Source organism: Rathayibacter oskolensis, assembly GCF_900177245.1.
GTDB classification, from domain to species: Bacteria; Actinomycetota; Actinomycetes; order Actinomycetales; family Microbacteriaceae; genus Rathayibacter; species Rathayibacter oskolensis.
Map to the genome: position 1 here is coordinate 167,459 of NZ_FXBM01000004.1, position 25,192 is coordinate 192,650.

Here is a 25,192-nt window from a genome sequence, read left to right on the forward strand (position 1 = left end):
CATCGATGGTGCCGAGCTACTGGAATGCGTTTTCCCTCGGCTGTGACAGCCTATGTGAAACCTTTCAGAGAGGTCAACAGCCGCCGAGTCGGCCGGCTTGCGGGCCGATCCCCCGCACAACTGAGGCCAGGAGGCTCGGATCAGCCGACTCTGGAGCTTTCCGACGGGCCGGCCTGAGTTGTGCGGCTCGTCGCGCGACGACGGGTGGCACTGGGCGCCTCGAAGGGGGATGCGCCGCAGCTCACCAGCCGTCGTCGGCGTCGTCGGAGGTGTCGGCCGCGATCATCTCGACGATGGTGTCGACGGTCAGCCAGGGACCGTTGCTGACCTCGCCGATCTTCTCGCGGTCCTTGAACACGACGATACGATCGCTCAGGCGCACCACCTCCTCCAGCTCCGAGGAGATGTAGACGACCGACACCCCCTCCTTCGCGAGCTGCGCGATGTGCGCCTGGATCTCGACCTTCGACGCGACGTCGACGCCGCGTGCGGGCTCGTCGAGCACGAGGAGGCGGGGGCGGGTCGCGAGCCAGCGCGCGAGGACCACCTTCTGCTGATTGCCTCCGGAGAGGTACTTCACCGGGATGTCGGGGTCGGCCGGCGAGATGTTGAGCGCCTCGACGTACGTCGCGACGAGCGCGTCGGTCTCGGCCGCCGACAGGGGATGCGCCCACCCCCTCAGCGCCTGCAGGCCGAGCACGAGGTTCTCGCGGAGGGAGAGGTCGCCGATGATCCCGTCCTCGCGGCGGTTCTCGCTCGAGTGCGCGATGCGGTTGCGCAGTCCCGAGACCGGGTCGGTGATCTGCGCCGGTTCGCCGTCGATGAGCACCCGGCCGCTGTCGGGCCGCTCGACGCCGCTGAGCAGCGACGCCAGCTCGGTGCGCCCGGAGCCGCGGAGGCCCGCGAAGCCGACGATCTCGCCGCGGTGCAGCTCGAGATCGGTCGGCGCGACGGCTCCCCGGCGGCCGATGCCGTAGGCGCGGTAGATCGCCGGGCCGGTGGGCTGCCTCCGGTGCTCGCGGCGGTCGGAGCCGATCTGACGGAGCGCGTCGATGTCCTTGCCGATCATCTTCGCGATCAGCTCGGCGCGGTCCATCGCCCGGGCCGGGTACTCGCCGACGGTCCGTCCGTCGCGCAGCACGGTCACCCGGTCGCTCAGCGTCAGCACCTGCTCGAGGAAGTGCGAGACGAACAGGATGGCGACGCCCTGGTCGCGCAGGCTCCGCAGCACGGTGAACAGCCGGGCCACGTCGCCGAGGTCGAGGCTCGACGTCGGCTCGTCGAGCACGAGCACCCGCGGCCGGTCGACCATGGCACGGCCGATCGCCACCAGCTGCCGGATCGCGGGTGACAGGGAGCGCAGGGGCAGGTGCGGGTCGAGGTCGCCGAGGCCCAGCTCGGCGAGCATCTCGGCCGCGCGCTGATGCGTGCGCGACCACGAGATGCCCAGGCGCCCGCGGATCTCGTGGCCGATCATCACGTTCTCGCCGATGCTGAGGTTGTCCGTCAGCCGCTCGTCCTGGAACACGGCGGTGATGCCCGCGGCCTTGGCGTCGGCCGGTCCGCTGAAGCGGCGGGCGACTCCGTCGAGGACGATCTCGCCCGCCTCCGGCTGGTGGATCCCGGTCAGCGTCTTGATCAGCGTCGACTTGCCGGCGCCGTTCTCGCCCATGAGGCCGTGGATCTCTCCCGGGACCAGCCGCAGGCGTGCGCCGTCGAGCGCGGGTCCGGAGGAGAAGGAGACGCAGATCCCCGACATCTCGACGACGGGGAGCACGGCCACGCGCGTCGTCCTCGACTGTGCTGCCACGTGCCGTCCTCGGTTCGTGTCGGGCGCGTCGTCAGGGTCGACTCGCCAGGGGTGCCGCCGATGATACGCGAGGCCGGCGCCGAGGATCACCCCCGCGCGGTCAGGCTCGCGGCGGCGCCGTCGACTCCCTGACGACCAGCTCGGTCGGGATCCTGGTGCGCTGGGGGATCTCCTGGCCGCGGATGCTCGCGTGGATGACCTCCGCGACCGTGGTGCCCAGCCGGTCGAAGTCCTGCCGGACCGTCGTCAGCGGCGGGAGGAAGTGCCGAGCGGTCGGCAGGTCGTCGAAGCCGATCACGCTGACGTCCTGCGGCACGCGGATCCCGCGCTCGACGAGCCCGTGGATCACTCCGAGCGCCATCTCGTCGTTCGCGACCACCATCGCGGTGAACTCGGGGATCGAGCGCAGGCTCGTGGCGAAGTCGTAGCCGGAGTCGGGGGTCCAGTCGCCGACGACGATCGGCCGCTCGTGCATCCCCCAGGCCTTCGCGCGGGAGTGGAAGGCGCGCTCGCGGGCGCGGGCGTCGAGCCAGTCGAGCGGGCCCGACACGTGCAGCACGTCGCGGTGGCCGAGCGAGGCGAGATGGTCGACGGCCTGGTTCATCCCCTCCTGCTGGTCGACCGAGACGGTGAGGAAGCTGGGGTCCTTGTCGGACTTCACGACGAGCGTCGGCACGCCGATCTCGATGGTGCGCAGCGTCGCGACGGAGGAGGAGCGCGGCGCGATCACGCACAGCGCGTCGATCCCGAGACCCGAGAGGTGGTTGATGGCGTCGACCGGAGTCATGTCCTGGTCGTCGCGGAGGGCGACCGAGGTGATCGAGTAGCCCTTCTCGCGGGCGGCGCGCTCGATCGCCCGGAGCGTGCTCGAGGGCCCGAACTCGGCGCCGCTCTCGATCATCACTCCGATGCGGTCGGTGCGCTGGGTGACCAGCGACCGCGCGGCGATGTTGGGCCGGTAGTTGAGCTCGTCGACGGCCTCGAGGACCTTCTGACGGGTCGACTCCTTGATGTTCGGGTGCCCGCTCAGCACCCGCGACACCGTCATGTGCGAGACGCCCGCGACCGCGGCGACATGGCGGAGGTTCGGCCGATCGGCCATGAGAGGACCTCCTCCGCTCCCCGGGCGGGTGAGCCGCGCACCCCCGGTGCGAACGGGCTCGGGTGCCGCCGCCGTGGGTGCGACCAGCATAGTCACAGGGGCTTGCGCGGCCGCGGCAGAGGGTGCCTGCTGGTCGAGCAGTCCGCCCGTGCGGCGGCTGCTCGACCAGCAGGGCCGGCGTCAGCCGCAGCTCCGCGCGGAGTAGGGCGCCGTGGTCGTGGCCGTGACGGGCGCGCCTCCGATCGTCGCCGTCGCGGTGACCGTCGCCTCGCCCGCGGCGAGCTGCGGGGAGCGCACCGTGTAGGCGGCGGAGGCGCTCGCGCCGGGCTTCACGCCGGCGAACGACTTCACCCCCTCGGCGGTGCTCACGGTCACGCTCATCGGCACGGTCTCGCCGTTCTTGGCGACGACCGTCAGCACCGGCTTGCCCGCGACGCAGCGCGAGGAGGCCGTCGCCGTGACCTTCAGCGACGCCTCCACCGTGACCGTGGCGGTGACGGGCATCCGCGACGCGTCCTGCGCGACTCCCGAGACCGTGAAGGTCCCGGCCGCGGCGTAGGAGCTCGCCGGGACCGCGTCCCAGGCGACGCCCACCGTCCGGGCGGTGCCCGCCGCCGTCGTGAGCGAGGCTCCGGGGAGGACGGGCGCGGTGCCCGCCTTCGTCGTCACCGCGATCGGCGAGACCGAGGCCACCGCGATGTCCGGCGCGAAGCCCTCGAGCACCTTCTGGTACTCGGCGCGGGTCACCGGGATGACCGTGCCGTGGCGCGGCTCGCCTCCGTCGGAGTTCTGCGGCAGGTTCTCCCGCAGCTTCGTCCCGAGCGGCTGCCAGGAGTCGCCGGCCGCGAGGTCGTCGGTGCCGAACGGGATGTAGTGGTTGGGGCCGCCGTGGTAGTCGGGCTGGTCGATGAAGAGGAACCAGTCGAGACCGTTCACGTCGCCCTCGTTGGCCGGGAACACGTTCGGGCCCTCACCGCTGGTGAAGGTGCCGCCCGGCTCGCCGTTCGGGAGCCCCGAGGCGACGCGCTCCTTGACGAGGGTCCACTCGTCGGCAGGACCGGAGGTGCCGGGCAGTGCTCCGCTCACCGTGGCGAGCAGGTCGGTGCTCTTCTCCTCGCGGAGGGTCATCGACGCCTCGTCCTTGGTGAAGCGGTAGTAGGTGTCGCCGTCCTTCGCGATCGTCGAGTCGATGGTGCCGCGGCCGGTGCCGCGCTTGACGTCGATCCACGGCTTCGCCTCCGAGAAGGTGACGAAGTCGTCGGTCGTCGCGTACATCATCCGGTTGTAGGTGACCGCGGTGCGGTCGGCCGCGTTCGTGGTCGGGTACAGGTTCGAGGCCCAGAACACCACGTAGGTGTCGAGCTCGTCGTCCCAGTAGGCCTCGGGCGCCCAGGTGTTGCCGGCGAAGTCGGTCGAGACCTTCACGTGACGCTGCGCCGACCAGTTCACGAGGTCGGTCGACTCCCAGACCTCGATGTACGTCGAGCCCGACTTCTGGGCCGTGTCGAAGCCGCCGGCGAGGCCGTCGATCTTCAGGTCGGTCGCGAGCATGAAGAACGTGTCGCCCTCGTGCGAGCGGATGATGAACGGATCGCGCAGACCCTGCGTGCCCTGGGTCGACGTGAAGACCGGCTGTCCGCCGTTGAGGGTGTTCCAGTCGAGAGCGTCGTCGCCCTTCGAGGCGGCGAGGCTGACGCGCTCGGCGCCCGCACCCTCGCCCGTGAAGAACGCCCACACGTAGGCCTCGGTGTCGTCGGTCCCGGTCGGGAGCGGCTGGAGGCGCAGCGTGAAGTCGCGGGTCCTCGTGACCGCGCCGCTGGTGGCGGTCGCGCGGACGACGACCTCGGTCGCCGCGGCACCCGCCTGGGGGCGCTCGACCACGAGGGTGCGGCTGTCGGCCGTGCTGCCGTCGCGGACGGTCGCGCCGCTCGGGCTCACCACGCTCCACTCGATGCTCGATCCGAGCGCACCCCGAGCGGGGACGGAGACGTTCGTGCGGACGTCGGCGGCCTGCGCGATCTCGATGGCGTCGAGGTCGCGCTGGGCCTTGTCGGCGTCGGCGACGTCGGCGGTCACCGTCACCGGGTAGTCGACGGAGCGGGTGTCGGTGCCCGAGGTGTACGTCGCGGTGAGGGTGACGGAGGCGTCGGGGGAGCCGGCGGCGGGGCGGGTGACCGTCGCGGTCGCTCCGTTCACCGCGATCGCCGGGCTGCTCGATCGCCAGGTGATGGCGACCCCGGAGGAGCTCGTGGGCAGCGCGAAGTCGGCCGTCGCCTCCGTGGGGATCGTGACCGACGAGACCGCACGGTCGAGGGCTTGGGAGGAGTAGAGGGCCTTCACGGCGTCACCGCTGAGGGCGCTGCCGTAGACCGCGAAGTCGTCCATGTCACCGCTCCAGCCTGCATCGTTGTAGGTGGAGCGGGCGATGTAGCCGACCAGCGTCGAGCCGAACGACGCGACATCGCGCGCGATCGCGTTCTGGGCGATGCGAGTGCCGTTGACGTAGACCGAGAGGGTCCCGGTGGTGCCGTCGATGACGGTCGTGTAGAGCGAGAGGCCCGAGGGGGTGCGCGCGCCGGTGGTGGCGGCGTTCGTCGCTCCCGGCCCGACCTCGGTGGTCCAGGGGGCGCCCGCGTTGACCGAGTTGGTGACGACGGACTTCACGTAGCCCGACGGATTGCTCGGGTTGAGCAGCCAGTAGCCGGAGGAGTTCAAGGCACCGGAGGCGACGGGGGCTCCCACGAAGGCGGCGGCGACGTTGCCGGTGGAGCGGTTGGCCGTCCAGGTCGAGAACGTGAGGTCCTTCCTGCCGACCAGGCCGGCGGTGGGGATCTCGAGGTAGGGGGCGGCCGACGCGGATCCGCCGGGCAGGCTGATCGCGCCGTCGCGGAACGTGGCGCCCGTGCGACGCAGCGTCGCGTCGTAGCCGTTGCCGCTCGTGTCCGAGATCGTCGTGCCCGACGGCGCCGTGTCGAACGTGTAGTGCAGGAGCGGCTGCTCCGTCGCCCCGAAGGCGGAGCTGGGAACCGTGGCGCCGAGCAGCGCCGTGGCAGCGACGGTGGCGACCGCCAGAGCGGTCCTCACCACCGATCGTGATCGTGTCATCAAGAACGTCCTCGTGGTCGTTGCGGCGGTGACGCAGGACCCGGCGGACGTCGGATCCGTGCGTCATCGCACGGAATGTGAACGTGAACATCGTAGGAGATCCGGGGCGGGGATGACCAGTACCGGGGGTGGCGGGGACGGGACCCCGGGGCGACCCCACATCCCGACACGCCACTCTGGAGGGATGAGCACGCACCGCACCGCCTCCCCGATCCCCGACAGCCTCGACCGGGTCCGCGTCCGAGGCGCCAGGGAGAACAACCTCCAGGAGGTCGACGTCGACATCCCCCGCGACGCCCTGGTCGCCTTCACCGGCGTGTCCGGATCCGGGAAGAGCTCCCTCGCGTTCGGCACGCTCTACGCCGAGGCCCAGCGCCGCTACTTCGAGTCGGTCGCGCCGTACGCTCGGCGGCTCATCGACCAGGTCGGCGTCCCCGACGTCGACTCGATCGAGGGGCTGCCTCCCGCGGTCGCGCTCCCGCAGCGGCGCTCCGGAGGCTCGGCGAGGTCGACGGTGGGCAGTGCGACGACCCTCTCGAGCGTGGTGCGCATGGTCTTCTCGCGGGTCGGCACCTACCCGGAGGGAGCCCCCCTGCTCCTCGCCGAGGACTTCTCTGCCAACACCGTCCAGGGAGCGTGCCCCACCTGCCACGGCATCGGGCGCGTGTACGACGTCCCCGAGGAGCTGATGGTCCCGGACGACTCCCTCTCGATCCGCGACGGCGCGCTCGCCGCCTGGCCGACCGCCTGGCACGGCAAGCAGCTCCGCGACAGCCTCATCTCGCTCGGCTACGACATCGACGTGCCCTGGCGGACCCTGCCCGAGGACGAGCGCGAGTGGATCCTGCACACGCAGGAGTCGCCCCAGGTGCCCGTCTGGACCGACCGGTCGCCGGCCGAGGTGCGCGAGGCCGTCGCCTCCGGAGCCGAGCCGAGGTACATGAGCACGTTCCTCGGAGTGGAGCGCTACGTGCTCGACACGTTCGCCGGCTCGAAGAGCGCCCGGATGCGCGAGCGCGCGTCGTCCTTCCTGGTGAGCGTCGCGTGCGGGACCTGTCACGGCAAGCGCCTGAAGCCCGAGGCGCTGGCCGTCACCTTCGAGGGCCGGGACATCACCGAGCTCTCCGCCCTGCCGCTGGAGGATCTCGCGGCCGTCATGAAGCGGGTGCTCGAGCCCGGCTGGATGCCGGCCGACGGCGCACCGCAGACCCGGCTGGCCGCGCAGCGCCTCGTCGAGGACCTGGTCGGGCGGCTGTCGCCGATCATCGACCTGGGCCTCGGCTACCTCTCCCTCGACCGGTCGACGCCGACCCTCTCCTCGGGCGAGTTGCAGCGGATGCGCCTCGCGACCCAGGTGCTCTCGCGGCTGTTCGGCGTCGTGTTCGTCCTCGACGAGCCGTCGACGGGTCTGCACCCCGCCGACACGGAGGCGCTCCTCGGCATCCTCCGGACGCTGCGGACGACGGGCAACACGGTCTTCTTCGTCGAGCACGCCCTCGACGTGATCCGCGAGGCCGACTGGATCGTCGACATCGGGCCGGGTGCCGGGTCGGGCGGCGGCACGGTCGTCTACTCCGGAGGTCTCGACGGCATCCGGAGCGCGCGCGACTCCGTCACGCGCCGCTACCTCTTCCCCGAGGGCGACCCCGCGCCCCTGCGCGCGCGTCGCGACTCCGAGCTGCGGATCGAGCTCGCCGGAGTCACGCGCAACAACCTCCGCGACCTCGCGGTCTCGTTCCCGGTCGGTGCGCTGACGGCCGTCACCGGCGTCTCGGGATCGGGCAAGTCGACCCTCGTGAACCAGGCGCTCCCCGAGCTGCTGGCGGCGTCACTCCGCAGCGCAGTCTCGGAGGACACCGCGACCGAGGACGGGCGAGCGGGCGAGGACCCGCTGCTCGATTCGGCACCGACCGTCACGGCGGGCCGCGCGTCGGGTCCCGCCGACCGCCTCCGCCGGGTCGTCCAGGTCAGCCAGACGCCCATCGGCCGGACGTCGCGCTCGAACGTGGCCACCTACACCGGCCTGTTCGACCGTGTGCGGGCGCTGTTCGCCGCGACTCCGGAGGCGAAGCGCCGCCGCTACAGCGCCAGCAGGTTCTCGTTCAATCTGCCGAGCGGCCGCTGCCCGGTCTGCAAGGGCGAGGGGTCGATCGAGGTGGAGCTGCTGTTCCTGCCCACCGTCGAGGCGCCCTGCGCGACCTGCGGGGGGACGCGCTACAACCCCGAGACGCTCGAGGTGACGTTGAACGGGCAGTCGATCGCCGACGTCCTGGCCCTCAGCGTGACGGCGGCCCGTGAGGTCTTCGCCGGCGAGCCGGAGGTCGCCCGGCACCTCGATGCGCTGCTCGACGTCGGCCTCGGCTACGTGTCGCTCGGCCAGCCGGCCACGGAGCTGTCCGGCGGCGAGGCGCAGCGGGTGAAGCTCGCCTCCGAGCTGCGTCGCGCCCAGCGCGGTGACACCCTCTACCTGCTCGACGAGCCGACATCGGGACTGCACCCCGCCGATGCCGATCGCCTCCTCGAGCACCTGCAGCACCTCGTCGACGCGGGCAACACGGTGATCATCGTCGAGCACGACATGCGCGTCGTCGCCGACGCCGACTGGGTCATCGACCTGGGGCCGGGCGCGGGCCAGGCGGGAGGCGCGGTCGTCGCGACGGGCACGCCGGAGCAGGTCGCGCAGGCCGACGGGAGCCGCACCGCTCCCTACCTCCTGTCGGCGCTCGAGCGGAGAGGCGCTCCCGGGCCGCGGGCCTGAGCGGACTCCGCGGAGGCCCTCAGTCCGAGCCGACGGTCAGCGTCCATCCACCCCGGATGTTGCCGCCGAAGGCGTACAGCTCCAGAACCGGCGTCCCGTTCTCGTTGGTGCAGGCGGCATCGCCGACGACGACCTGGCAGACGCTGCCGTTGTCGTAGTCCGACAGGGAGAAGTTCACGATCCGCCACCGGGCCACGACCGCACCGCCCGCCTCCTCCGGCTCGGAGGAGGTGATGGTCCACGACGCGAGCGCCCGCCGACCCGAGTCGCAGTACCGGCCGTCGAGGATCTGGTCGTAGCGGATGTCGGTGTAGTACCCGCCGAAGAAGGGCTCGAACGGGACGGCTTCGGAGTCGGTGCCCGGGTCGACCAGGTTCACGCACCGGTCGATGCCCGGATCGGCCTGGATCTCCACCTGACGGCCGTCGTCACTGCCGGCCGGCAGGGTGACCGGGACGGTGTACTCCCGCGGCTCCGGGGGCCGCGTGTCGGTCCAGCGGTAGCCCAGCTGTCCGTCGCTCTTCAGCGTGGCGGCATCGGTGGCCTCGATCGGGGAGTACTTGTCCTCCACCTCCGGGCTCGTCGCGCGCAGGTCGTTCCCGATGATGGCGCTGCCGATCTCGGAGATCAACGAGGCGATGATCCCGACCGGCGAGAGAGCCAGGGCCGCGAGGATCGCGGTGCCGCCGCTGCCGAGCGACGTCGTGGCGGAGTTGCCGTCGATCGCGTAGATGCGCCAGGTGTCGACGAGGTCGAGGTTGTCGTAGAACTCGATGTCCCAGCTGATGGTGGACGCCTGGAAGAAGCACGAGCCGTCCGAGATCGGCTGCCACTCGACCGTTCCCTGGAACGTCGTCGCGCCGGCGGGGCGGCCGAACCCGAAGATCTGCTCGTCCTCGAAGGGGGCCGAGCCCCGCTCGAAGACGCAGTTGTTGACGTCGCGCGGGCCTCCCCAGACGCGGCGGACGACGACGTAGCCGGTCTCGGGCGCGTCGCGGACGGTGAAGGTGAGTCGCTGGACGGAGCTGCCGACCGCGGGAGTGCTGGGCTCGACGGTGGGCGTGATCGTGGGCGTCGGCTCGATCGTGGGCGTGGGCTCGATCGTCGGCGTGGGCTCGATCGTGGCTGTGGGGGCAGCGGAACTCACCGGCTCGACCGACGGAGTCGCGGAGGCGGTCGGGCTCGGGTCGCTCGTGACGGCGACGGCCGGCATCCGGTCGGCGCTCGCGCACACGTCTCGCGGAGAGGCGTGCGCGGGTGCACTGACCGAGCCCGAGATCGCCAGGGCGGCGACGACGGCGAGCGCGGTGAACACGCCCAGCCGCGTGCGCCTGGTCCTCCGCCGCAGCGCGACGACGAGGACCCCCGCCAGGACGATCCCGACAGCCGCCAGCATCGTGAGGGTGGGGTCGACGCCCGTGGCGGCGAGACAGGAGGTCATCGGAGTCCTTCGATCGGAGCCGCGCTCGGTCACTGCCGACCCGCTTCATCGCGAGCGGCCGGAGCGCCTGCCACGGCTGAACGTAACGGACCGTGTGACTCCCGCATCACCCCCCGAAAAGACGAGGTCGCCACGCAGAGTCCGCCGCAGATCGGGGAAGGAGGCGTTACCGATTCGTTATGAGAAATCGGCACCGTCGACCAAACCAGCACCACACTGCGAACGAGCAGGTCAAGGGCGAAAACTGACTCCCATGAAACAGACAGCAGGGCCGGCGCGCGCCCCTCAGTGGCGGTTCACCGCGCTCGCCGCGGTCGCCGGGATCGTCACCGCCGGAGTCCTGCTGGCGGTCGCCGAGCTCGTCGCCCTCCTCATCGCCCCGACGGCCAGCCCCGTCCTGGCACTCGGCTCGTTCGTGGTCGACATCGTCCCGCGGCCCGTCAAGGAGTTCGCGATCACGACGTTCGGCGAGAACGACAAGGTCTTCCTGCTCGCAGGCATCGGCGTCGCCGTGTTCGTCGCGGCAGCCCTCGCCGGCGTGCTGCAGCTCGTACGTCCGCCCCTCGGTCAGGCGCTGCTCGTGCTCGCGGGAGTCCTCTCGATCGCCGCGATCGTCACCCGCTCCGGAGCGACACCGCTCTCGGCGGTGCCCACGCTGGTCGGCCTGCTGGTCGCCCTCGTCGTGATGCACATGACGATCTCGCGGCTGCGCCGATGGCGCAACGCACGGGCCTCGGAGGCGAGGGGAACAGGCCCCGAGGCCCGTCCGTCCGGCATCGAGCGCCGCGGCTTCCTCCGCGTCACCCTGATCGCAGCCGTGGGCGCGGTCGTCGTCGGCGCGGGAGCCCGGATCGTCAACGCAGCGACGTCCTCCGTGGCGAGCGTGCGTGAGGCGCTGCGCCTCCCGAGCCCCCGCACCACGGTGACGGTGCCGGCCGGAGCCGAGCTCGACATCGACGGCCTCACGCCGCTCTACACGCCCAACGCCGACTTCTACCGCGTCGACACCGCGCTGACGGTCCCCTCCGTCGACCCGTCGACCTGGCAGCTGACGATCACCGGCATGGTCGATGAGGAGGTGACGCTCACGTTCCAGCAGCTGCTCGACCTGGGCGTCGACGAGTACGGCGTGACCCTGACCTGCGTGTCGAACGAGGTCGGCGGCGGTCTCGTGGGCAACGCGAAGTGGCTCGGAGTCCCGATCCGCGACGTGCTCGCCATGGCGGGCGTGCAGAGCGGTGCCGACATGGTCCTCTCGCGCAGCGTCGACGGCTACACCGCGAGCACCCCGCTCAGCGCGCTGACCGACGACGGGCTCGACGCGATCCTCGCGGTCGGGATGAACGGCGAGGCGCTGCCCCTCGAGCACGGCTTCCCGGTGCGGATGGTCGTTCCCGGCCTCTACGGCTACGTGTCGGCCACCAAGTGGCTGACCGAGCTGAAGGTGACCACCTTCGCGGCCGACGAGGCCTACTGGACCCCGCGCGGCTACTCCGCCGAGGCCCCGATCAAGATGTCGTCGCGGATCGACACCCCGCGCATCGACGCCGCCATCCCCGCCGGCCCGACGAAGATCGCGGGCATGGCGTGGGCGCAGTCGATCGGCATCGCGAAGGTCGAGGTCAGCATCGACGACGCCGACTGGCAGGAGGCGACGCTGTCCACCGCCGTCAACGAGGACACCTGGGTGCAGTGGTTCGTCGACTGGCAGGCCGAGAGCGGCTCGCACTACGTCGCCGTGCGGGCGACCGACGCGAACGGCCTCCTCCAGATCGAGGACCGCGCCCCGATCGCGCCGAACGGCTCGAGCGGCTGGCAGCGCACCCTCGTCCGCGTCGACTGACGCCTCGCGCCGCAGCGCCTCCCACCGAGGGAACCCGTTCTCGCCGAGACACCGCCCCCTGCGCGGTGTCTCGCGCAGAACGGGTTCCCTCGGTGGGGGAGGCTACGGAGGGGGCGGTCAGTCGGCGCGCGCGGGGCGGAAGGACGCGGCGTGGTGCTCGGGCGCGAGATGCGCGTCGCCGCCGAGCATGCGCTCGCGGAAGGTGTCGCCGACGGGAGCCGGGTCGAGGCGGCCCCGGCGACGCAGCTCCGGCTGGACCAGCGTGATGAAGTCCTCGAGCGACGCGATGCCGAACACCGCCTCGAGCATGATGCCGTCGAGGTCGGTCTCCTCCAGCATCCGCTCGAGCTCGTCCGCGACCTCGATCGGGTCGCCCGTGACCGCGAAGCCGCGGGTGCCCTTGCCCTTGAGCTCGTCGAGGATCTCGCGCACCGTCGGCGCCGTGCCGTCGGGGCGCTTCAGGAACCGCTCGATGTTGCTGGTCCCCATCTGCCCCGCCTGGTCGTCGAGCACGAGCTGCTCGGCGAGTGTTCGGTCTGAGTCGTACTCGAGCAGGTCCACGCCGGTGTTGCCGGCGTAGTAGTGCGCGGCCAGCTCGTCGCTCTGCAGGGCGTCGAACTCGGCGCGGAGGCGCGTCGCCTCCTCCGACGTCTCGCCCACGACCACCGTCACGCCCACCATCACCTTGACTGACGCGGGATCGCGCCCGTTCTCGGCGGCTCGCCGGCGGATGTCGGCGATGTCGGAGGCGACCTTCGCGTACGTCGACCCCTGCACGAAGACGCACTCGGCGTTCTTCGCGGCGAACGCCCGCCCGACCGGCGACGTGCCGGCCTGGAACAGCAGGGGCGAGCGCTGCGGCGACGGCGGCAGCGTGTGGTAGCCGTGGGAGCGGTAGAACTCGCCCTCGTAGGCGACCGGGTGGATCTTCGACGGGTCGGCGAAGACGTTCGCCTCGTGGTCGAGCACGATCACGTCGTCGTCGTTGCCGCCCTCCCAGAACGAGAAGGCCACATCGACGTACTCCTGCGCCGCCCGGTAGCGCTCGTCGTGCGGAACCATCGCCTGCTGCCCGAGCATCGCGGCCATGGTGTTCTGCGAGGCGCCGGTGACGATGTTCCAGCCGATCCGGCCGTTCGTGACGTGGTCGAGCGTCGAGAACTTGCGGACCGCGTGCAGCGGGTGATCGGCTCCGGTCGTCGAGGTGACCACGAAGTTGAGGCGCTCGGTGCCGACGGCGAGCGCGGGGATCAGGTACGCGCCGTCGAGCGCGAAGGTCATGCCGGCCTTCACCAGCACGTCCGAGAGCTCGCCGCGGCGCGAGGAGTAGCCGAAGGATCCGCCCGCGAAGAAGAGGAAGTCGAAGCCGGCGTCGTCGAGCAGCGTCGCCATCCGCATCCAGTAGCGGATGTCGCGGAAGTCGCCGTCGCGGCTGCGCGGATGGGACCAGCTGATGGTGCCCCCGACGTGCGGTGTCCCCGCCTCGAACACCCCGAGGACCATCCGCTTCTTCATCGTCTCGGGCACATCGTTCTCCGGCATTCCGTTCCTCTGCTTCATCGGCGGCTGGCGTCGTTCCGTCCCTTGACACGGTTGAACCGTCTGGTTCACGATAGCGGAGAAAAGGGCGCACCTCTTCCCGTGGGACGCATTCCCACGCCTCCCCTCACAGGAACGGCACTCTCATGACAGCCCTCGCCCTCACCCGCCTCGAGGACGCCCTCGCCCACGTCCCCTCCGCCGTCGCCGCCGTCGCCGCGATGGTCGACGGCGCTCCCGAGGGGCTCGTCGCCACCTCTCTGAGCGTCGGCGCCTCGTTCGACCCGCCGCTCGTGATGTTCGCGGTCAGGGAGGCGTCGACCACCTGGCCGCTGCTGCGCACGTCGCCGCGCATCGGCGTCTCGATGCTCTCGGAGGCGCAGGGCGAGGCGACCCGCCGCCTCGCCTCCCGCACGCGGCACCGCCGGTTCGAGGGCCTCTCTCGCGAGGAGCGGTCCGGAGGCGCGGTGCTCGTCGGCGGCTCGTCGCTCCGCTTCGAGTGCTCGGTGCACGCCGAGACGCCCGCGGGCGATCACCGCGTCGTCCTCCTCCGCGTGCACTCGCTCGAGCTCGACCCCGGTGTGGAGCCGCTGGTCTACCACCGCTCGGGCTTCCGCGCGCTGCGGGACGCGAGCTGAGCGCTACGCTGACCGGCGACCGCGACGGAGAGGCCGCCACCATGATCACGACGCCGACGAGGCGCACGCAGCTGCTCGAGCGGATCGTCGACCACATCCTCGAGAACGGGGTCGCGACCGTCACCCTGCGAAGCCTCGCCAGGGCCGCCGACTCCAACAACCGGATGCTGCTCTACTACTTCGGCTCGCGCGCCGCGCTGCTGTCGGAGGCGATGGTCGTCGCCTCCCAGCGCTTCCCCGACATGCAGCGCGCCGCCGACGAGCTGCGGGTGCCCGGGCGGTCGCTGGGGGAGCGGCTCGACCGCTCCTGGGAGGCGCTCGCCTCGGCCGCGAACCGTCCCTACCTCCGCCTGTTCTTCCAGGTCTTCGGGCTCGCCGCGTTCGAGCAGGCCGAGGAGTGGCGCGCGATGCGGGCGAGCTTCGACGAGTTCCTGCAGCCCGAGCTGCGGCGGGCGCTCGCAGAGTCGGGTGTGCCCGACGACGAGGTGCCGGTCGCGGCGCGCGAGATCGTCGCGCTCTGGCGCGGCCTCGAGATCCTGCTGATCTCGATCGAGGACGATGCCGGTGTCGACGTGGTCCGACGGCGCGGGCACGCCGACCTGCTGGCCCGCCTCGAGAGCTGACCCCCGCGCGGACCTGGAGACGCTCGAGTCGCGACTGTCTGCGGCGGAGCAGCCGCACAAGTAAGGCTGAATGCTCCGAGAAGCCGGAATTCCCGGGCTCCGGCTCGGTGAGCCTTACTCGTGCGGCCCGCTCGCCTCCGACCGCAGCTCCGCGATCGCTGCCGTGAACTCGGCGCGGAGCCGCGCCTTCTGCTCCGGCGGGCAGAACGCCGCCTCCACCCCGTTCAGCGCGATCGTGCACGCGTCGTCGACGCTCAGGCCGAGCGCGGGAAGCGCCTCTCGGTACTCGCGCCCGATGTCGGTGCCGAAGAAGACGGCGTCGTCGGTCGACACCGTCACCCGCAGGCCCGCCCGCACCATCGCCGCGATGCGGTGGGCGGGGTCGAGGGTCCAGCCCGAGCAGATCGTGGTCGAGATCGGGGTGGTGGTGAAGCCGATGCCGGAGTCGCGGGCGCGCGCGACGAGGTCGGGGTCGTCGAGGATCCGGTAGCCGTGGTCGATGCGGTCGACCCGGAGCTCGTCGAGGGCGATGCGCACCGCGTCCGGCTCGGAGCGGTCGGTCTCGCCGACGTGCGCGGTGAGCGAGAGGCCTGAGCGGCGGGCGAGCGCGAACGCCTCCGCGAACCGCGCCGGATCCTCCGCGCCCTCGGGAGTGAGGTCGTCCATCCCGAGCGCGACGACCTCGTCCCGCGGGTTCTCGCGCATCAGCTCGACGAGCTCGACCGCGCTCGCGGCCGATTCGCGCCGGTTGACCGCGACGACGAGGCCGAAACCGACGCCGAGGTCGGCCTCGGCGGCCCGCAGTCCGTCGATGACGGGGTCGATCAGCTCCGCATAGCCGAGCCCGCCCCAGCCGAGACTGCTCTGTCCGAGAAAGGCGCGATCGGCGAAGTACTGCGGATTGATCGCGTACTCGCGGTAGCGCAGCCCCTGCGCCGCCGCCGCGCGGACGCCGTCGTAGGCGACCGTCGCCAGGTCGGCGGGCGTCCGCAGCACGCGGTGGGCGGCGCGGAAGGCGACCAGGAACTCCTTCAGATCGGCGAAGTCGAAGAGCGATGCGGGGTCGTCGGAGGCGAGGGTCACGCCGTAGCGGTCGGCCGCGGCGACGAGGTGGGCGGCCGACATGGTCGACGCGAAGTGGCAGTGCAGCTCGGTCTTGGGCAGCAGCCGGAGGAGGTCGTCGTCGGTCATCCTCGGCCCCGCTCGTGCGCGAGGACCGCCATCAGCACCTCGTCGTGGAACGCTCCGGCGTGGAAGACGGCGTCGCGGCGTCGCCCCTCCTCGGTGAAGCCCGCGCGGCGGTAGGCGGCCTGCGCGCGCGTGTTGAACGCCGCCGTCCGCAGCTCGATACGGTGCAGCCCCAGCTCGTCGAAGCCGTAGTCGACGAGGGCGCCGACGGCGTCGGGCCCGAGCCCGCGTCCGACGGCGTGCGGCCCGAGGATGATCGCGAGGGTCGCGCAGCGGTGAGGGAGCGCGCCTCCGAACAGCGTCGCGTGGCCGGCGAGCATGCCGTCGGCGAGCTCGACGACCGCGAAGCCGACGGCGCCGGGGGAGGCGTTCGTGCTCCACTCGCGGAGAGCCTCCGCCGCGCGGCCGACCGGACGCGGCAGCACGGTGCTCTGCTGCAGCACGGCCTGCTCCGGGTCGTTCCACCACGTCTCGACAGCCGCGAGGTCGTGCTCGGTCGCGGGGCGGAGGAGCGTCCGCTCCCCGCGCAGCAGGCGGCTCCCGTAGGCGGTCGCCGCGTCCTGGTCGGGGAGAGCAGTCATGCCGACCAGCCTGCCAGGCTCCCGAGGTCGAGGTGGTGGCGGACGGCGGTGAGCAGGCGGGCGGAGTCGACGCCCGCGAGGCCCGGCCGGCGCCGGCCGCGGACGCGCGCGTCGACGAAGACGCCCGAGTCCTCGCGCCACGGCAGGATCCGCACCCGCACGGGCGAGGAGGCGAGCGCCTCGCGCCACGGCGCCAGGTCGATCTCCCAGCTCCTCCCCGACCAGAACTGGTCGGCGACGAGCACGCCGCCGATCTCGAGCCGGGCGACGTCGCCGCTCCACTCCAGGACGAGGACGGTCGCGGCGTCGGGATCCAGCTCGGCGATCCGGATCTCGACGACGGCCGCGTCGTCGAAGTCGCCGTCCTCGGGCGCCGACAGCCGGTCCATCGAGCCGCCGCGGCGCACGGGTGCTGCGGAGGAGTCGGCCCGGACGACCGCCACGGGCAGCTCGCGGATCGGCTCGTGCTCGGCGAGCCGGAGGTGCTCGAAGAGGTCGTCGGAGTCGCTGCCGAGTGCCGAGGAGCGGAGGACCGCGACCTCGGAGGCGCCCGTCCAGCGCTCGAGGACGATCCCCTCCCCGTCGACCACGACACCCCCGTCGACGAGCAGGGCGACCGACTCTCCGCCGACGTCCACCCGCCAGAGGAGGGAGGCCGTCGCGTCGTCGAGGATCACCAGCCGGGTGTCGCCGACCGTCACGACGCAGTCCCGGCCGGGGGCGCGATCGGGCAGCCAGCGCGGTCCCGCCGGTGTGTCGACGAGCGTGGCACCGCGGACCGTCTCGGTCGTCTCGAACTCGAGCTCGACGGGGATGCCAGGGGAGCTGGCGAGGAAGACGACGGTGGCGGTGCCGTCCGAGAGCTCGGTGATCGGCTGCGCGGTCGCCGAGACCGCCTCGATCGACCCGAAGCGCTGACGCACGGGCCAGACGAAGAAGGCGCCGGACGGGACGCTGACCGGCTCGGAGGGGAGCGTCGTGACCGTGTCGCCGGTCGCGACCGAGAAGCGGACGCCGTCGACCCGCGGGAGCGGCTGCGCCGCCGGCTGGCGGTTGGTCACGAAGACGTAGCCGCGCCGCTCGTCGGCCCGCAGCGCCCAGCGCACCCCGGAGCCGGCGTCCGGCAGCGTCACGGGCAGGGCGGTGAGGGCGCCGCCCCAGCGCTCGAGGAAGAGGTGCTGACGGCGCAGGAGGTGGTAGTGCGGCCGGAGGGTGCCCGCGGCCCCGATCGGTGCGAAGAAGTCGTAGTCCTTACGCGGCATGTCGTTGGGGTAGCCGCTGTCGTGCGACTCCTGCAGGCCGCCGCCGTCGGCCCCGGTGACCTGGGTGGTGCCGTGGTACAGGTAGAAGCCCTGCCAGGCGGAGCCGCTGCCGATCTTGGTGAGGCCGAGTGCGGCGATGTCCTCGCCGTCGACCAGCGGCCGGCGGTGGTAGGCGGTGGTCATCCCGCCGCCCAGCTCGCAGGTCAGGAACGGGTACCGGTGATCCTCCGCGACGGGCTCGACCGCCGACGTCGCTCCCCGCACGTCGGCGCCCACGGAGAGGTCGTCGCGAACGGTCGAGTACTCGAAGTGCATCCTCGCGAAGGGCGGCCACTCGATGTCCGCCTCCTCCCAGAAGGCGTCGGAGTAGCCGGCGTAGACCGGGGCGAGGCGGTCGAGGGGGACCTGCGCGCCTCCCCAGCCCGTGGCCACCCAGAGGGGAGCGCTCATGCCGACCTGCTCGGCCAGCTCGCGCAGGCGGGCGAGGTGCTCCGGCTGGTCGTACAGCTCGTTGTCGACCTGGATGCCCACGATCGGCGCCTCCGGATGCTCGGCGTCGCGGAAGAGCCCGCTCAGCTGCGTCGCGATGTCGCGGTACCAGCCCTCGACGACCTCGAGGTAGGCGGGGTCGTTCGTGCGGTGACGCACGGGCAGCTCCTGGAGCCAGTCCGGGAACCCGCCGTTGCGCGCCTCGCCGTGCGCCCACGGCCCGATGCGGAGCATGACGGAGAGGCCGGCCCGGTGCGCCTCCTCGACGAAGCGGCGCAGATCGAGGTGCCCGTCGAAGCGGCGCTCGCCGCGAGCCTCCTCGTGCAGGATCCAGATGACGTAGGTGGCGACCACGTCGATCCCGCCGGCGCGGATCTTCTGCAGCTCGTGCTGCCAGCGCTCGGGGCGGTCGCGGCTGAAGTGGTACTCGCCCATGACCGGGAACCACGGCTCGCCGCCGCGCCTGACCGAGGTCGAGTCGATGGAGATGGTCCCGGCGCGCTGATCGTCTCTGAACACTCCTCGACCGTAGGGCCTCGACGCCCACCGCCTCCAGCGGGCGACGACGCTCCACCTGGACGATCCTCTGGTCGCGTCAGCGCAGCGGCGCGGTCGAGCTCCGCACCACCAGTCGCGCCGAGACCGCCGTGCGCTCCTGGTGCTCGCCGGTGCGGATCCGCGCCGCGAGCATCTGCAGCGCCTTCTCGCCGAGCAGCTGGTGGTCGAGGTGCATCGTGGTCAGCGGCGGCGAGTAGAACTCGGAGTCGGGCATGTCGTCGACGCCGACGATCGAGTAGTCGTCGGGCGCGCCGAACCCGCGCTCGGCCATCGCCCGGAGGAACCCGAGCGCGATCTGGTCGTTGGCGGCCGAGACCGCGGTGAACGACTCCGGATCGACGGCGCGTCCCTGCGCGGCGCCCGACTCCGCATCCCACTCCCGGCACCGCAGCACGTCGAGCGGCGCGACTCCCGCCTCGGCCAGCGCCGCCCGGTAGCCCCGCTCGCGGTCGACAGCCTCGTTGCGATCGCCGGGACCGGCGAGGTGCAGGATGCGCCGGTGGCCGAGCTCGAGCAGGTGCCGGGTGCCCAGGTAGCCGGCGCCGTAGGAGTCGGCGTAGGTCGAGTCCTCGGAGTGAGCGGCCCGCTCGGACCGCGTCACGACCGGGACCGAGGCGGCGATGTAGTCGGTGAGCTCGTCGAGCCCCTCGTAGGGCGTGCCGACGATGATGCCGTCGACCTGGAACGACAGCAGCTTGTCGACCGCGTTGAGCATCTCGAGCCGGGCGCTCGGCTCGTGCGGATCGACCTCGAGCAGCGCCGTGATCAGCGAGAGCCCCTCGGCGCGGGCGGCGCGGCTCACTCCGGTCAGCAGCTCGGAGTGGCCGTAGTTCAGCGGGCCCATCGCCAGGAAGCCGATCGTGTCGGTGCGCTGCACGCGCAGGTTGCGGGCGACGCGGTTGTGGCGGTAGCCGAGCTCGGCGATGGCCGCCTCGATCCGTGCGCGGGTGGCGGGAGCGACGTAGCCGCCGGTGAAGAAGCGCGAGACGGTCTGCGCCGACACCTCGGCCCGGCGGCCCACATCGGCCATGCTCGGCCGCGCTCGGGGAGCCGGGACGCTCGACATCGACGCTCCTTCCTCCTCGGTGGGGGCCACTCTACTGAGGCCCACGCCGTTATCTGATCGTGACCTATCAACCGGTTGGACGCATTGCCGCCCGAATGTGTTATCGATAACGTATTGCTCACTCCCCGCCCGTCGCTACGACTCCGATCGGGTGGATCCGACGTCGACGTCGCGCTGATGCGGTGTCGCGCAGCGAAAGGACGCGAAGATGCGTGCACTGCCCCGATCCGTCGCATTCGTGACGGGCGCCCTCCTCCTCGCAGGCCTGGCCGGCTGCTCCGCCGGCGGCGGCGACACCGGCGGGACGACCGAGATCACCTGGTTCAAGCTGACCGAGTCGGCCGAGTCCGCGAACGACACCATCAATGGCATCGTCGAGGACTTCGAGGCCGCCAACCCCGACATCACCGTGAAGATCGAGGAGCGCTCGACCGACGCCCACAAGGACGCCCTGCGCACCACGCTCGGCACGAGCGGGTCGCCCGACGTCTTCTTCTCGTGGGCCGGCCCCGGCCTCGGCGGCGAGTTCATCGACGCCGGCGCGAGCCTCGACCTCGAGAAGTACTACGACGAGTACGGCTGGGCCGACCGCTTCTCCGAGACGGCGCTCTCGACCGTCACCCAGTACGGCGGCTACGACGGCGTGCCCTACACGCAGCGCACCGAAGCGGTCTTCTACAACAAGGACCTCTTCGAGCAGGCGGGCATCGACGCGGCACCCACGACCTACGACGAGCTCGTCGAGGACGCGGGGAAGCTCAAGGACGCGGGGATCACTCCGTTCGAGTTCGGCGGCACCGTCAACTGGCACGTGATGCGCCTGCTCGACAGCCTCCTCGAGACCGAGTGCGGCGCCGACGGCTACCAGGCCCTCGTCACCGGAGAAGCGAGCTGGGCGGACGAGTCCTGCGTCACCGACACCTTCACCGAGTTCGCGACCTGGACGAAGGACTACGTCAACGACGGCTTCATCTCGATCAACAACGACGAGTCGAGCTCGCTGTTCTTCGCAGGCAAGGCCGCCATGGCGATCGAGGGCGACTGGTTCAACCAGCAGGTCCGCGACGCCGGCATGAGCGAGGACTCGGTGGGCATCTTCGCCTTCCCCACCGGCACCGACCGCATCTACGGCTTCAACGAGAACAACTACATCTCGTCGAACTCCGAGCACCCCGACGAGGCCGCGAAGTTCCTCGACTACCTCACCTCGGCCGAGGCGCAGCAGACCTTCATCGCGACCTTCGGCAGCCGCTCGGTGAACGTCGACGTGCAGCCGGAGGGGCAGAGCGAGTTCGACGCGCTCTGGGGCCCGATCACCGAGGCCGCGACCGGCGTCTACATGAACAACGACCAGAACCTGTCGCAGTCGCAGACCACCGAGTACTGGCGCATCCAGAACCTCGTGGCGACGGGTGAGCTCGACCCGGCCGACGCGGGGTCCGAGTTCCAGAAGTTCCTCGACCAGCAGTAGCGAGAGGGCGGCGGAGGGGTCGACACGCCCCCTCCGCCGCCGTCTGCCCCGAGACGTCCGAATCGCCGAGAGGTCCGACATGACGACATCCACCCCCGCGCCAAGGCGCGTCCAGCGCCGCCGCGCGCTCGCCCGCTTCGGCGGCACCGGCTTCCTCGCCGCGCTCCCGTTCCTCGCCCCGGCGCTCGCCGCCTACCTCGTGTTCGTCGTCGGCCCGTCGCTCGAGTCGGTGCGGCTGAGCTTCTTCGAGTGGACCGGCTTCCAGGGCGCTCCGCAGGTCTTCGTCGGCCTGCAGAACTACGTCCGCATCTTCACTCAGGACCCGGTCTTCTGGACGGCGTTCTCGAACACCCTCATCTGGGTGCTGCTCTCGCTGGTCATCCCCGTCGGCCTCGGCCTGGTGATGGCGCTGGCGCTCAACCGGCCGCTCTTCGGTCGGAACGCGTTCCGCTCCCTCTTCTACATCCCCGGGGTGCTCGCTCCGATCGCCATCGCGAACATGTGGCGGTGGATGTACAACCCGAACTACGGCGTCGGGGTGAACCTCGCGCAGCTGTTCAATCTGCCGTGGCTCGCCGAGGTGCAGTGGCTGGGCGACAAGAACCTCGCGCTCTACTCGATCTTCGCCGCGTTCGTCTGGCAGATCGCGGGCACGAACATGGTGCTCTTCCTCGCCGGGCTCCAGAGCGTCTCGCCCGACCACGTCGAGGCGGCCAAGCTCGACGGCGCCAACTCGTGGCAGGTGTTCCGCAACGTCACCCTGCCGGCGCTGCGCCCCACGACCGTCGTCGTGGTGGTCCTCACGATCATCAACTCGATCAAGGTCTTCGACCTGATCGTCGGCATGACCGGAGGCGGCCCCGCGCAGCAGACGCAGGTGCTCGCGCTGTGGTCGTTCCAGCAGTCCTTCAACAACCACGAGTACGGGCAGGGCAACGCGATCGCCACGGTCCTCCTCGTGATCACCCTCGTCATCGTCGTCCCCTACATGGTGTGGACAGCGCGTCAGGAGAAGAACGCATGACCGTCACGAGCATCCCGACGAGCGCGCCGGGTCTGATCGAGCCGCGCAAGCGCGAGCGGCGCCCCGTCGGCGGGCGCGACTTCGTCCGCATCGGCCTCTGGATCGCGCTGGTCTTCGCCGTGCTGATCTGGGCGGTGCCGCTGATCTTCATGGTCTTCACCTCGCTCAAGAGCGAGGCGGACATCTTCAGCACCCCCGCCTTCGTGCCGCCGTGGTCGCCCGACTTCGGCAACTACGTCGAGGCGCTCGACCGCGGCAACCTGCTGACGGCCGGCGGCAACAGCCTGATCATCGCGGTGATCAAGGTGCCGGTCGGCCTCTTCATCTCGGCCGCCGCGGCGTTCGCGCTCTCGCGGATGCGGTTCAAGCGCCAGCGCCTGCTGATGGGCGTCATCGCGCTCGGAGCGATGGTGCCGATCCAGGTCGCGATCGCGCCGCTGTTCCAGGTGATCAACGGGCTCGGGCTGCTGAGCAGCAACGTCGGCATCGTCCTGCCCTACATCGCCTTCGGCCTGCCCTACCAGACCTTCATCCTCTACGGCTTCTTCCGGCAGATCCCGGAGGAGATCGACGAGAGCGCGCGGATCGACGGCGCCGGCAACTGGCGGCTGTTCCTGACGATCATCCTGCCGCTGGCGAGGCCGGCGCTGGCCGCGCTGTTCATCCTCGACTTCGTCGCGACGTGGAACGAGTACTCGATCGCGCTGGCGCTGCTGCAGAGCCAGGACTCGTGGACGATCCCGCTCGCCCTGCAGGGCTTCCAGTCGCAGTTCACCAGCTCCTACGGGCCGCTGAACGCCTTCACCATCATGTCCGTGTTCCCGGTGCTGATCGTCTACCTGATGTTCCAGCGCTACTTCGTCGAGGGCGCCTTCGCCGGCGCCGTGAAGGGTTGACCGTGTCGCACGCCACCGACCTCACCGAGCGCTTCTCGCGCGCCACCCGCCTGATGGAGGTCCTGCGGGATCCGCGCGGGCACGCGATCGTCGAGCGGCACCTCCCCGGGCTGGTGCGCTCGTCGATCCTGCACACCCTGCACAGCTACCCGGTCGGCCTCGTCGTCGACACCGAGGAGTCGCTGGACGCGGCGGGCCGCGAGGCTCTGCTCGACGAGATCGCGGCGATCCCGACGGAGGAGGCCGCCCCGGTGCGCGAGCAGGAGCGGTACGTCGCTCCCTCCGCGTCGTACGAGTCGCCCGAGGTGGAGCTCGGCTCCGCAGCGGTCGTCGCCCCCTCGACGGTGCCCGTCTACGAGCGGTTCGAGCTCGAGCTGCACGGCCCCTCCCACGGCAACCCGTTCGTCGACGTCGCTCTCTCGGCGGTCGTCGACGGGCCTACCGGCGCCGTGCGCGTGCCGGGCTTCTACGACGGCGACGGGGTGTTCCGCCTCCGTCTGATGCCCGAGGCGCCGGGGGAGTACGCGTGGACGACGTCGAGCAGCGCCCGCTCGCTCGACGGGATCACCGGGGCGTTCACGGTCACGCCTCCCCGCGACGGCAGGCACGGGCCGGTGCGCGTCGCCCACACGTTCCACTTCGCGCACGCCGACGGGACCAGGCACCGGCCGCTCGGGACCACCTCCTACGCCTGGACGCACCAGGGCGACGCGCTCGAGGAGCGCACCCTCGCCACCCTGGCCGAGGCGCCCTTCACGAAGATCCGCATGTGCGTGTTCCCCAAGTCGTACCTCTTCAACGAGAACGAGCCCGTGCTCTACCCGTTCGAGGGCTCTCCCGAGGAGGGGTTCGACTGGCAGCGGCCGAGCCCTGCGTTCTGGGCGCACCTCGAGCAGCGGATCGACCAGCTCGCCGACCTCGGGATCGAGGCCGACCTGATCCTGTTCCACGCCTACGACCGCTGGGGCTTCTCGAGGATGGACGCGGTCGCCGACGACCGCTACGTGCGCTACGCGGTGGCGCGCCTCGCCTCCTTCGCGAACATCTGGTGGTCGCTCGCCAACGAGTACGACCTCCTCTTCGAGAAGACGGAGGACGACTGGGAGCGGTTCGCCGCGATCGTCGTCGAGGACGACCCGAGCCGCCATCTGCTCTCGATCCACAACTGCCGCGACTTCTACGACTACTCCCGCCCCTGGATCACCCACGCGAGCATCCAGCGGCAGGACGTCTACAAGACGGCCGAGATGACGACGGAGTGGCGCCGCTGGGGCAAGCCGGTCGTCATCGACGAGTGCGCCTACGAGGGCGACATCGACCAGGGCTGGGGCAACATCACCGGCGAGGAGCTGCTGCGGCGGTTCTGGGAGGGCGCGCTGCGCGGCGGCTACGTCGGGCACGGCGAGACCTACGTGCACCCGGAGGACGTGCTCTGGTGGGCGAAGGGCGGGGAGCTGCGGGGGACGAGTCCGGCGCGGATCGCGTTCCTCGACCGGATCCTCGCGGAGGGTCCGTCGCGGGGGCTCGAGCCGATCCCGCTGGACTGGGACGTGCCGCGAGCGGGTGTGGAGGGCGAGTACTACCTCTACTACTTCGGCTTCGACCGGCCGACCTACCGCCGCTTCCTCCTCGAGCCCGACGTGTCGTACACGGTCGACGTGATCGACACCTGGGGCATGACGGTCGAGCGGCTGCCCGGCACCTACTCCGGCCGGTTCCGGATCGAGCTGCCGGGGCGCGAGTACATCGCGGTGCGGCTGCTGCGCGTCGACTGAGGGCGAGCTCCGGCCTCGTCCTC

The 25,192-nt window shown here is 71.2% G+C and carries 17 protein-coding genes; 8 read left to right on the plus strand and 9 right to left on the minus strand.

What is annotated here, in order from left to right:
- Window positions 1-241: 241 nt before the first annotated feature.
- The 3 genes from B9Y99_RS17890 to B9Y99_RS19395 all read right to left on the minus strand — a co-directional run bounded on the left by B9Y99_RS17890 (window position 242) and on the right by B9Y99_RS19395 (window position 6,017).
- Window positions 242-1,783 (minus strand): sugar ABC transporter ATP-binding protein, encoded by a 1,542-nt coding sequence (locus B9Y99_RS17890; RefSeq protein WP_342097157.1) that lies wholly within the window; start codon window positions 1,781-1,783, stop codon window positions 242-244.
- A 127-nt stretch (window positions 1,784-1,910) separates the two neighbouring features.
- On the minus strand, window positions 1,911-2,912 hold the full coding sequence (locus B9Y99_RS17895) for a LacI family DNA-binding transcriptional regulator (protein WP_085478004.1): 1,002 nt from the start codon (window positions 2,910-2,912) through the stop codon (window positions 1,911-1,913).
- A 180-nt stretch (window positions 2,913-3,092) separates the two neighbouring features.
- Complete coding sequence (locus B9Y99_RS19395) at window positions 3,093-6,017, minus strand: immunoglobulin-like domain-containing protein (RefSeq protein WP_085478005.1); 2,925 nt, start codon at window positions 6,015-6,017, stop codon at window positions 3,093-3,095.
- A gap of 184 nt (window positions 6,018-6,201) precedes the next feature.
- Between B9Y99_RS19395 and B9Y99_RS17905 the strand changes: the two genes are divergently transcribed.
- A complete protein-coding gene (locus B9Y99_RS17905; protein ID WP_085478006.1) occupies window positions 6,202-8,775 on the plus strand; it encodes an excinuclease ABC subunit UvrA in 2,574 nt (857 codons plus the stop codon).
- Between the two features lie 19 nt (window positions 8,776-8,794).
- Here the strand turns inward: B9Y99_RS17905 and B9Y99_RS17910 are convergent, their stop codons facing one another.
- The gene (locus B9Y99_RS17910; RefSeq protein WP_085478007.1) at window positions 8,795-10,216 is read right to left on the minus strand and encodes a hypothetical protein; all 1,422 of its coding nucleotides are present in this window, start codon (window positions 10,214-10,216) and stop codon (window positions 8,795-8,797) included.
- A 253-nt stretch (window positions 10,217-10,469) separates the two neighbouring features.
- Between B9Y99_RS17910 and B9Y99_RS17915 the strand changes: the two genes are divergently transcribed.
- On the plus strand, window positions 10,470-12,059 hold the full coding sequence (locus tag B9Y99_RS17915) for a molybdopterin-dependent oxidoreductase (protein ID WP_085478008.1): 1,590 nt from the start codon (window positions 10,470-10,472) through the stop codon (window positions 12,057-12,059).
- A 117-nt stretch (window positions 12,060-12,176) separates the two neighbouring features.
- On the opposite strand, the gene B9Y99_RS17920 is transcribed toward B9Y99_RS17915, so the two are convergent.
- A complete protein-coding gene (locus B9Y99_RS17920; protein WP_165759683.1) occupies window positions 12,177-13,601 on the minus strand; it encodes an NtaA/DmoA family FMN-dependent monooxygenase in 1,425 nt (474 codons plus the stop codon).
- Window positions 13,602-13,744: 143 nt separating this feature from the next.
- Here B9Y99_RS17920 and B9Y99_RS17925 point away from each other — a divergent pair, with 143 nt between their 5' ends.
- Window positions 13,745-14,236 (plus strand): flavin reductase family protein, encoded by a 492-nt coding sequence (locus tag B9Y99_RS17925; protein WP_085478010.1) that lies wholly within the window; start codon window positions 13,745-13,747, stop codon window positions 14,234-14,236.
- 41 nt (window positions 14,237-14,277) lie between these two features.
- Window positions 14,278-14,859: a TetR/AcrR family transcriptional regulator gene (locus B9Y99_RS17930; RefSeq protein ID WP_085478011.1), complete on the plus strand. Its 582-nt coding sequence runs from the start codon at window positions 14,278-14,280 to the stop codon at window positions 14,857-14,859.
- 114 nt (window positions 14,860-14,973) lie between these two features.
- Here the strand turns inward: B9Y99_RS17930 and add are convergent, their stop codons facing one another.
- From add to B9Y99_RS17950, 4 genes are all read right to left on the minus strand, one after another.
- Window positions 14,974-16,050 (minus strand): adenosine deaminase, encoded by a 1,077-nt coding sequence (gene add / locus B9Y99_RS17935; RefSeq protein ID WP_085478012.1) that lies wholly within the window; start codon window positions 16,048-16,050, stop codon window positions 14,974-14,976.
- Window positions 16,047-16,628: a GNAT family N-acetyltransferase gene (locus B9Y99_RS17940; RefSeq protein ID WP_085478013.1), complete on the minus strand. Its 582-nt coding sequence runs from the start codon at window positions 16,626-16,628 to the stop codon at window positions 16,047-16,049. The genes add and B9Y99_RS17940 overlap by 4 nt, the downstream gene beginning before the upstream one ends.
- A complete protein-coding gene (locus B9Y99_RS18960; protein ID WP_085478014.1) occupies window positions 16,625-18,898 on the minus strand; it encodes a beta-galactosidase in 2,274 nt (757 codons plus the stop codon). The genes B9Y99_RS17940 and B9Y99_RS18960 overlap by 4 nt, the downstream gene beginning before the upstream one ends.
- Window positions 18,899-18,974: 76 nt before the next feature.
- Complete coding sequence (locus tag B9Y99_RS17950) at window positions 18,975-20,003, minus strand: LacI family DNA-binding transcriptional regulator (RefSeq protein ID WP_085478015.1); 1,029 nt, start codon at window positions 20,001-20,003, stop codon at window positions 18,975-18,977.
- Window positions 20,004-20,211: 208 nt separating this feature from the next.
- Here B9Y99_RS17950 and B9Y99_RS17955 point away from each other — a divergent pair, with 208 nt between their 5' ends.
- The 4 genes from B9Y99_RS17955 to B9Y99_RS17970 all read left to right on the plus strand — a co-directional run bounded on the left by B9Y99_RS17955 (window position 20,212) and on the right by B9Y99_RS17970 (window position 25,169).
- Window positions 20,212-21,474 carry an ABC transporter substrate-binding protein gene (locus B9Y99_RS17955; protein WP_085478016.1) on the plus strand — a complete coding sequence of 421 codons (1,263 nt, stop codon included), beginning with the start codon at window positions 20,212-20,214 and terminating at the stop codon, window positions 21,472-21,474.
- Window positions 21,475-21,553: 79 nt separating this feature from the next.
- Window positions 21,554-22,498, plus strand: coding sequence for a carbohydrate ABC transporter permease (locus tag B9Y99_RS17960; protein ID WP_085478017.1), 945 nt, complete (start codon window positions 21,554-21,556; stop codon window positions 22,496-22,498).
- The gene (locus B9Y99_RS17965) at window positions 22,495-23,394 is read left to right on the plus strand and encodes a carbohydrate ABC transporter permease (RefSeq protein ID WP_085478018.1); all 900 of its coding nucleotides are present in this window, start codon (window positions 22,495-22,497) and stop codon (window positions 23,392-23,394) included. The genes B9Y99_RS17960 and B9Y99_RS17965 overlap by 4 nt, the downstream gene beginning before the upstream one ends.
- 2 nt (window positions 23,395-23,396) lie before the next feature.
- The gene (locus B9Y99_RS17970; protein ID WP_244275048.1) at window positions 23,397-25,169 is read left to right on the plus strand and encodes a DUF5605 domain-containing protein; all 1,773 of its coding nucleotides are present in this window, start codon (window positions 23,397-23,399) and stop codon (window positions 25,167-25,169) included.
- Window positions 25,170-25,192: the final 23 nt, after the last annotated feature.

What these genes read in the sequence shown, in the direction of transcription:
- B9Y99_RS17895 (WP_085478004.1), bottom strand. Translation starts at nt 2,912, where the DNA reads ATGGCCGATCGGCCGAACCTCCGCCATGTCGCCGCGGTCGCGGGCGTC.
- B9Y99_RS17920 (WP_165759683.1), bottom strand. Translation starts at nt 13,601, where the DNA reads ATGCCGGAGAACGATGTGCCCGAGACGATGAAGAAGCGGATGGTCCTC.
- B9Y99_RS17950 (WP_085478015.1), bottom strand. Translation starts at nt 20,003, where the DNA reads ATGTCGAGCGTCCCGGCTCCCCGAGCGCGGCCGAGCATGGCCGATGTG.
- B9Y99_RS17915 (WP_085478008.1), top strand. Translation starts at nt 10,470, where the DNA reads ATGAAACAGACAGCAGGGCCGGCGCGCGCCCCTCAGTGGCGGTTCACC.
- B9Y99_RS17960 (WP_085478017.1), top strand. Translation starts at nt 21,554, where the DNA reads ATGACGACATCCACCCCCGCGCCAAGGCGCGTCCAGCGCCGCCGCGCG.
- B9Y99_RS17965 (WP_085478018.1), top strand. Translation starts at nt 22,495, where the DNA reads ATGACCGTCACGAGCATCCCGACGAGCGCGCCGGGTCTGATCGAGCCG.
- B9Y99_RS19395 (WP_085478005.1), bottom strand. Translation starts at nt 6,017, where the DNA reads ATGACACGATCACGATCGGTGGTGAGGACCGCTCTGGCGGTCGCCACC.
- B9Y99_RS17940 (WP_085478013.1), bottom strand. Translation starts at nt 16,628, where the DNA reads ATGACTGCTCTCCCCGACCAGGACGCGGCGACCGCCTACGGGAGCCGC.
- B9Y99_RS17930 (WP_085478011.1), top strand. Translation starts at nt 14,278, where the DNA reads ATGATCACGACGCCGACGAGGCGCACGCAGCTGCTCGAGCGGATCGTC.
- B9Y99_RS17955 (WP_085478016.1), top strand. Translation starts at nt 20,212, where the DNA reads ATGCGTGCACTGCCCCGATCCGTCGCATTCGTGACGGGCGCCCTCCTC.
- B9Y99_RS17925 (WP_085478010.1), top strand. Translation starts at nt 13,745, where the DNA reads ATGACAGCCCTCGCCCTCACCCGCCTCGAGGACGCCCTCGCCCACGTC.
- add (WP_085478012.1), bottom strand. Translation starts at nt 16,050, where the DNA reads ATGACCGACGACGACCTCCTCCGGCTGCTGCCCAAGACCGAGCTGCAC.
- B9Y99_RS17910 (WP_085478007.1), bottom strand. Translation starts at nt 10,216, where the DNA reads ATGACCTCCTGTCTCGCCGCCACGGGCGTCGACCCCACCCTCACGATG.
- B9Y99_RS17905 (WP_085478006.1), top strand. Translation starts at nt 6,202, where the DNA reads ATGAGCACGCACCGCACCGCCTCCCCGATCCCCGACAGCCTCGACCGG.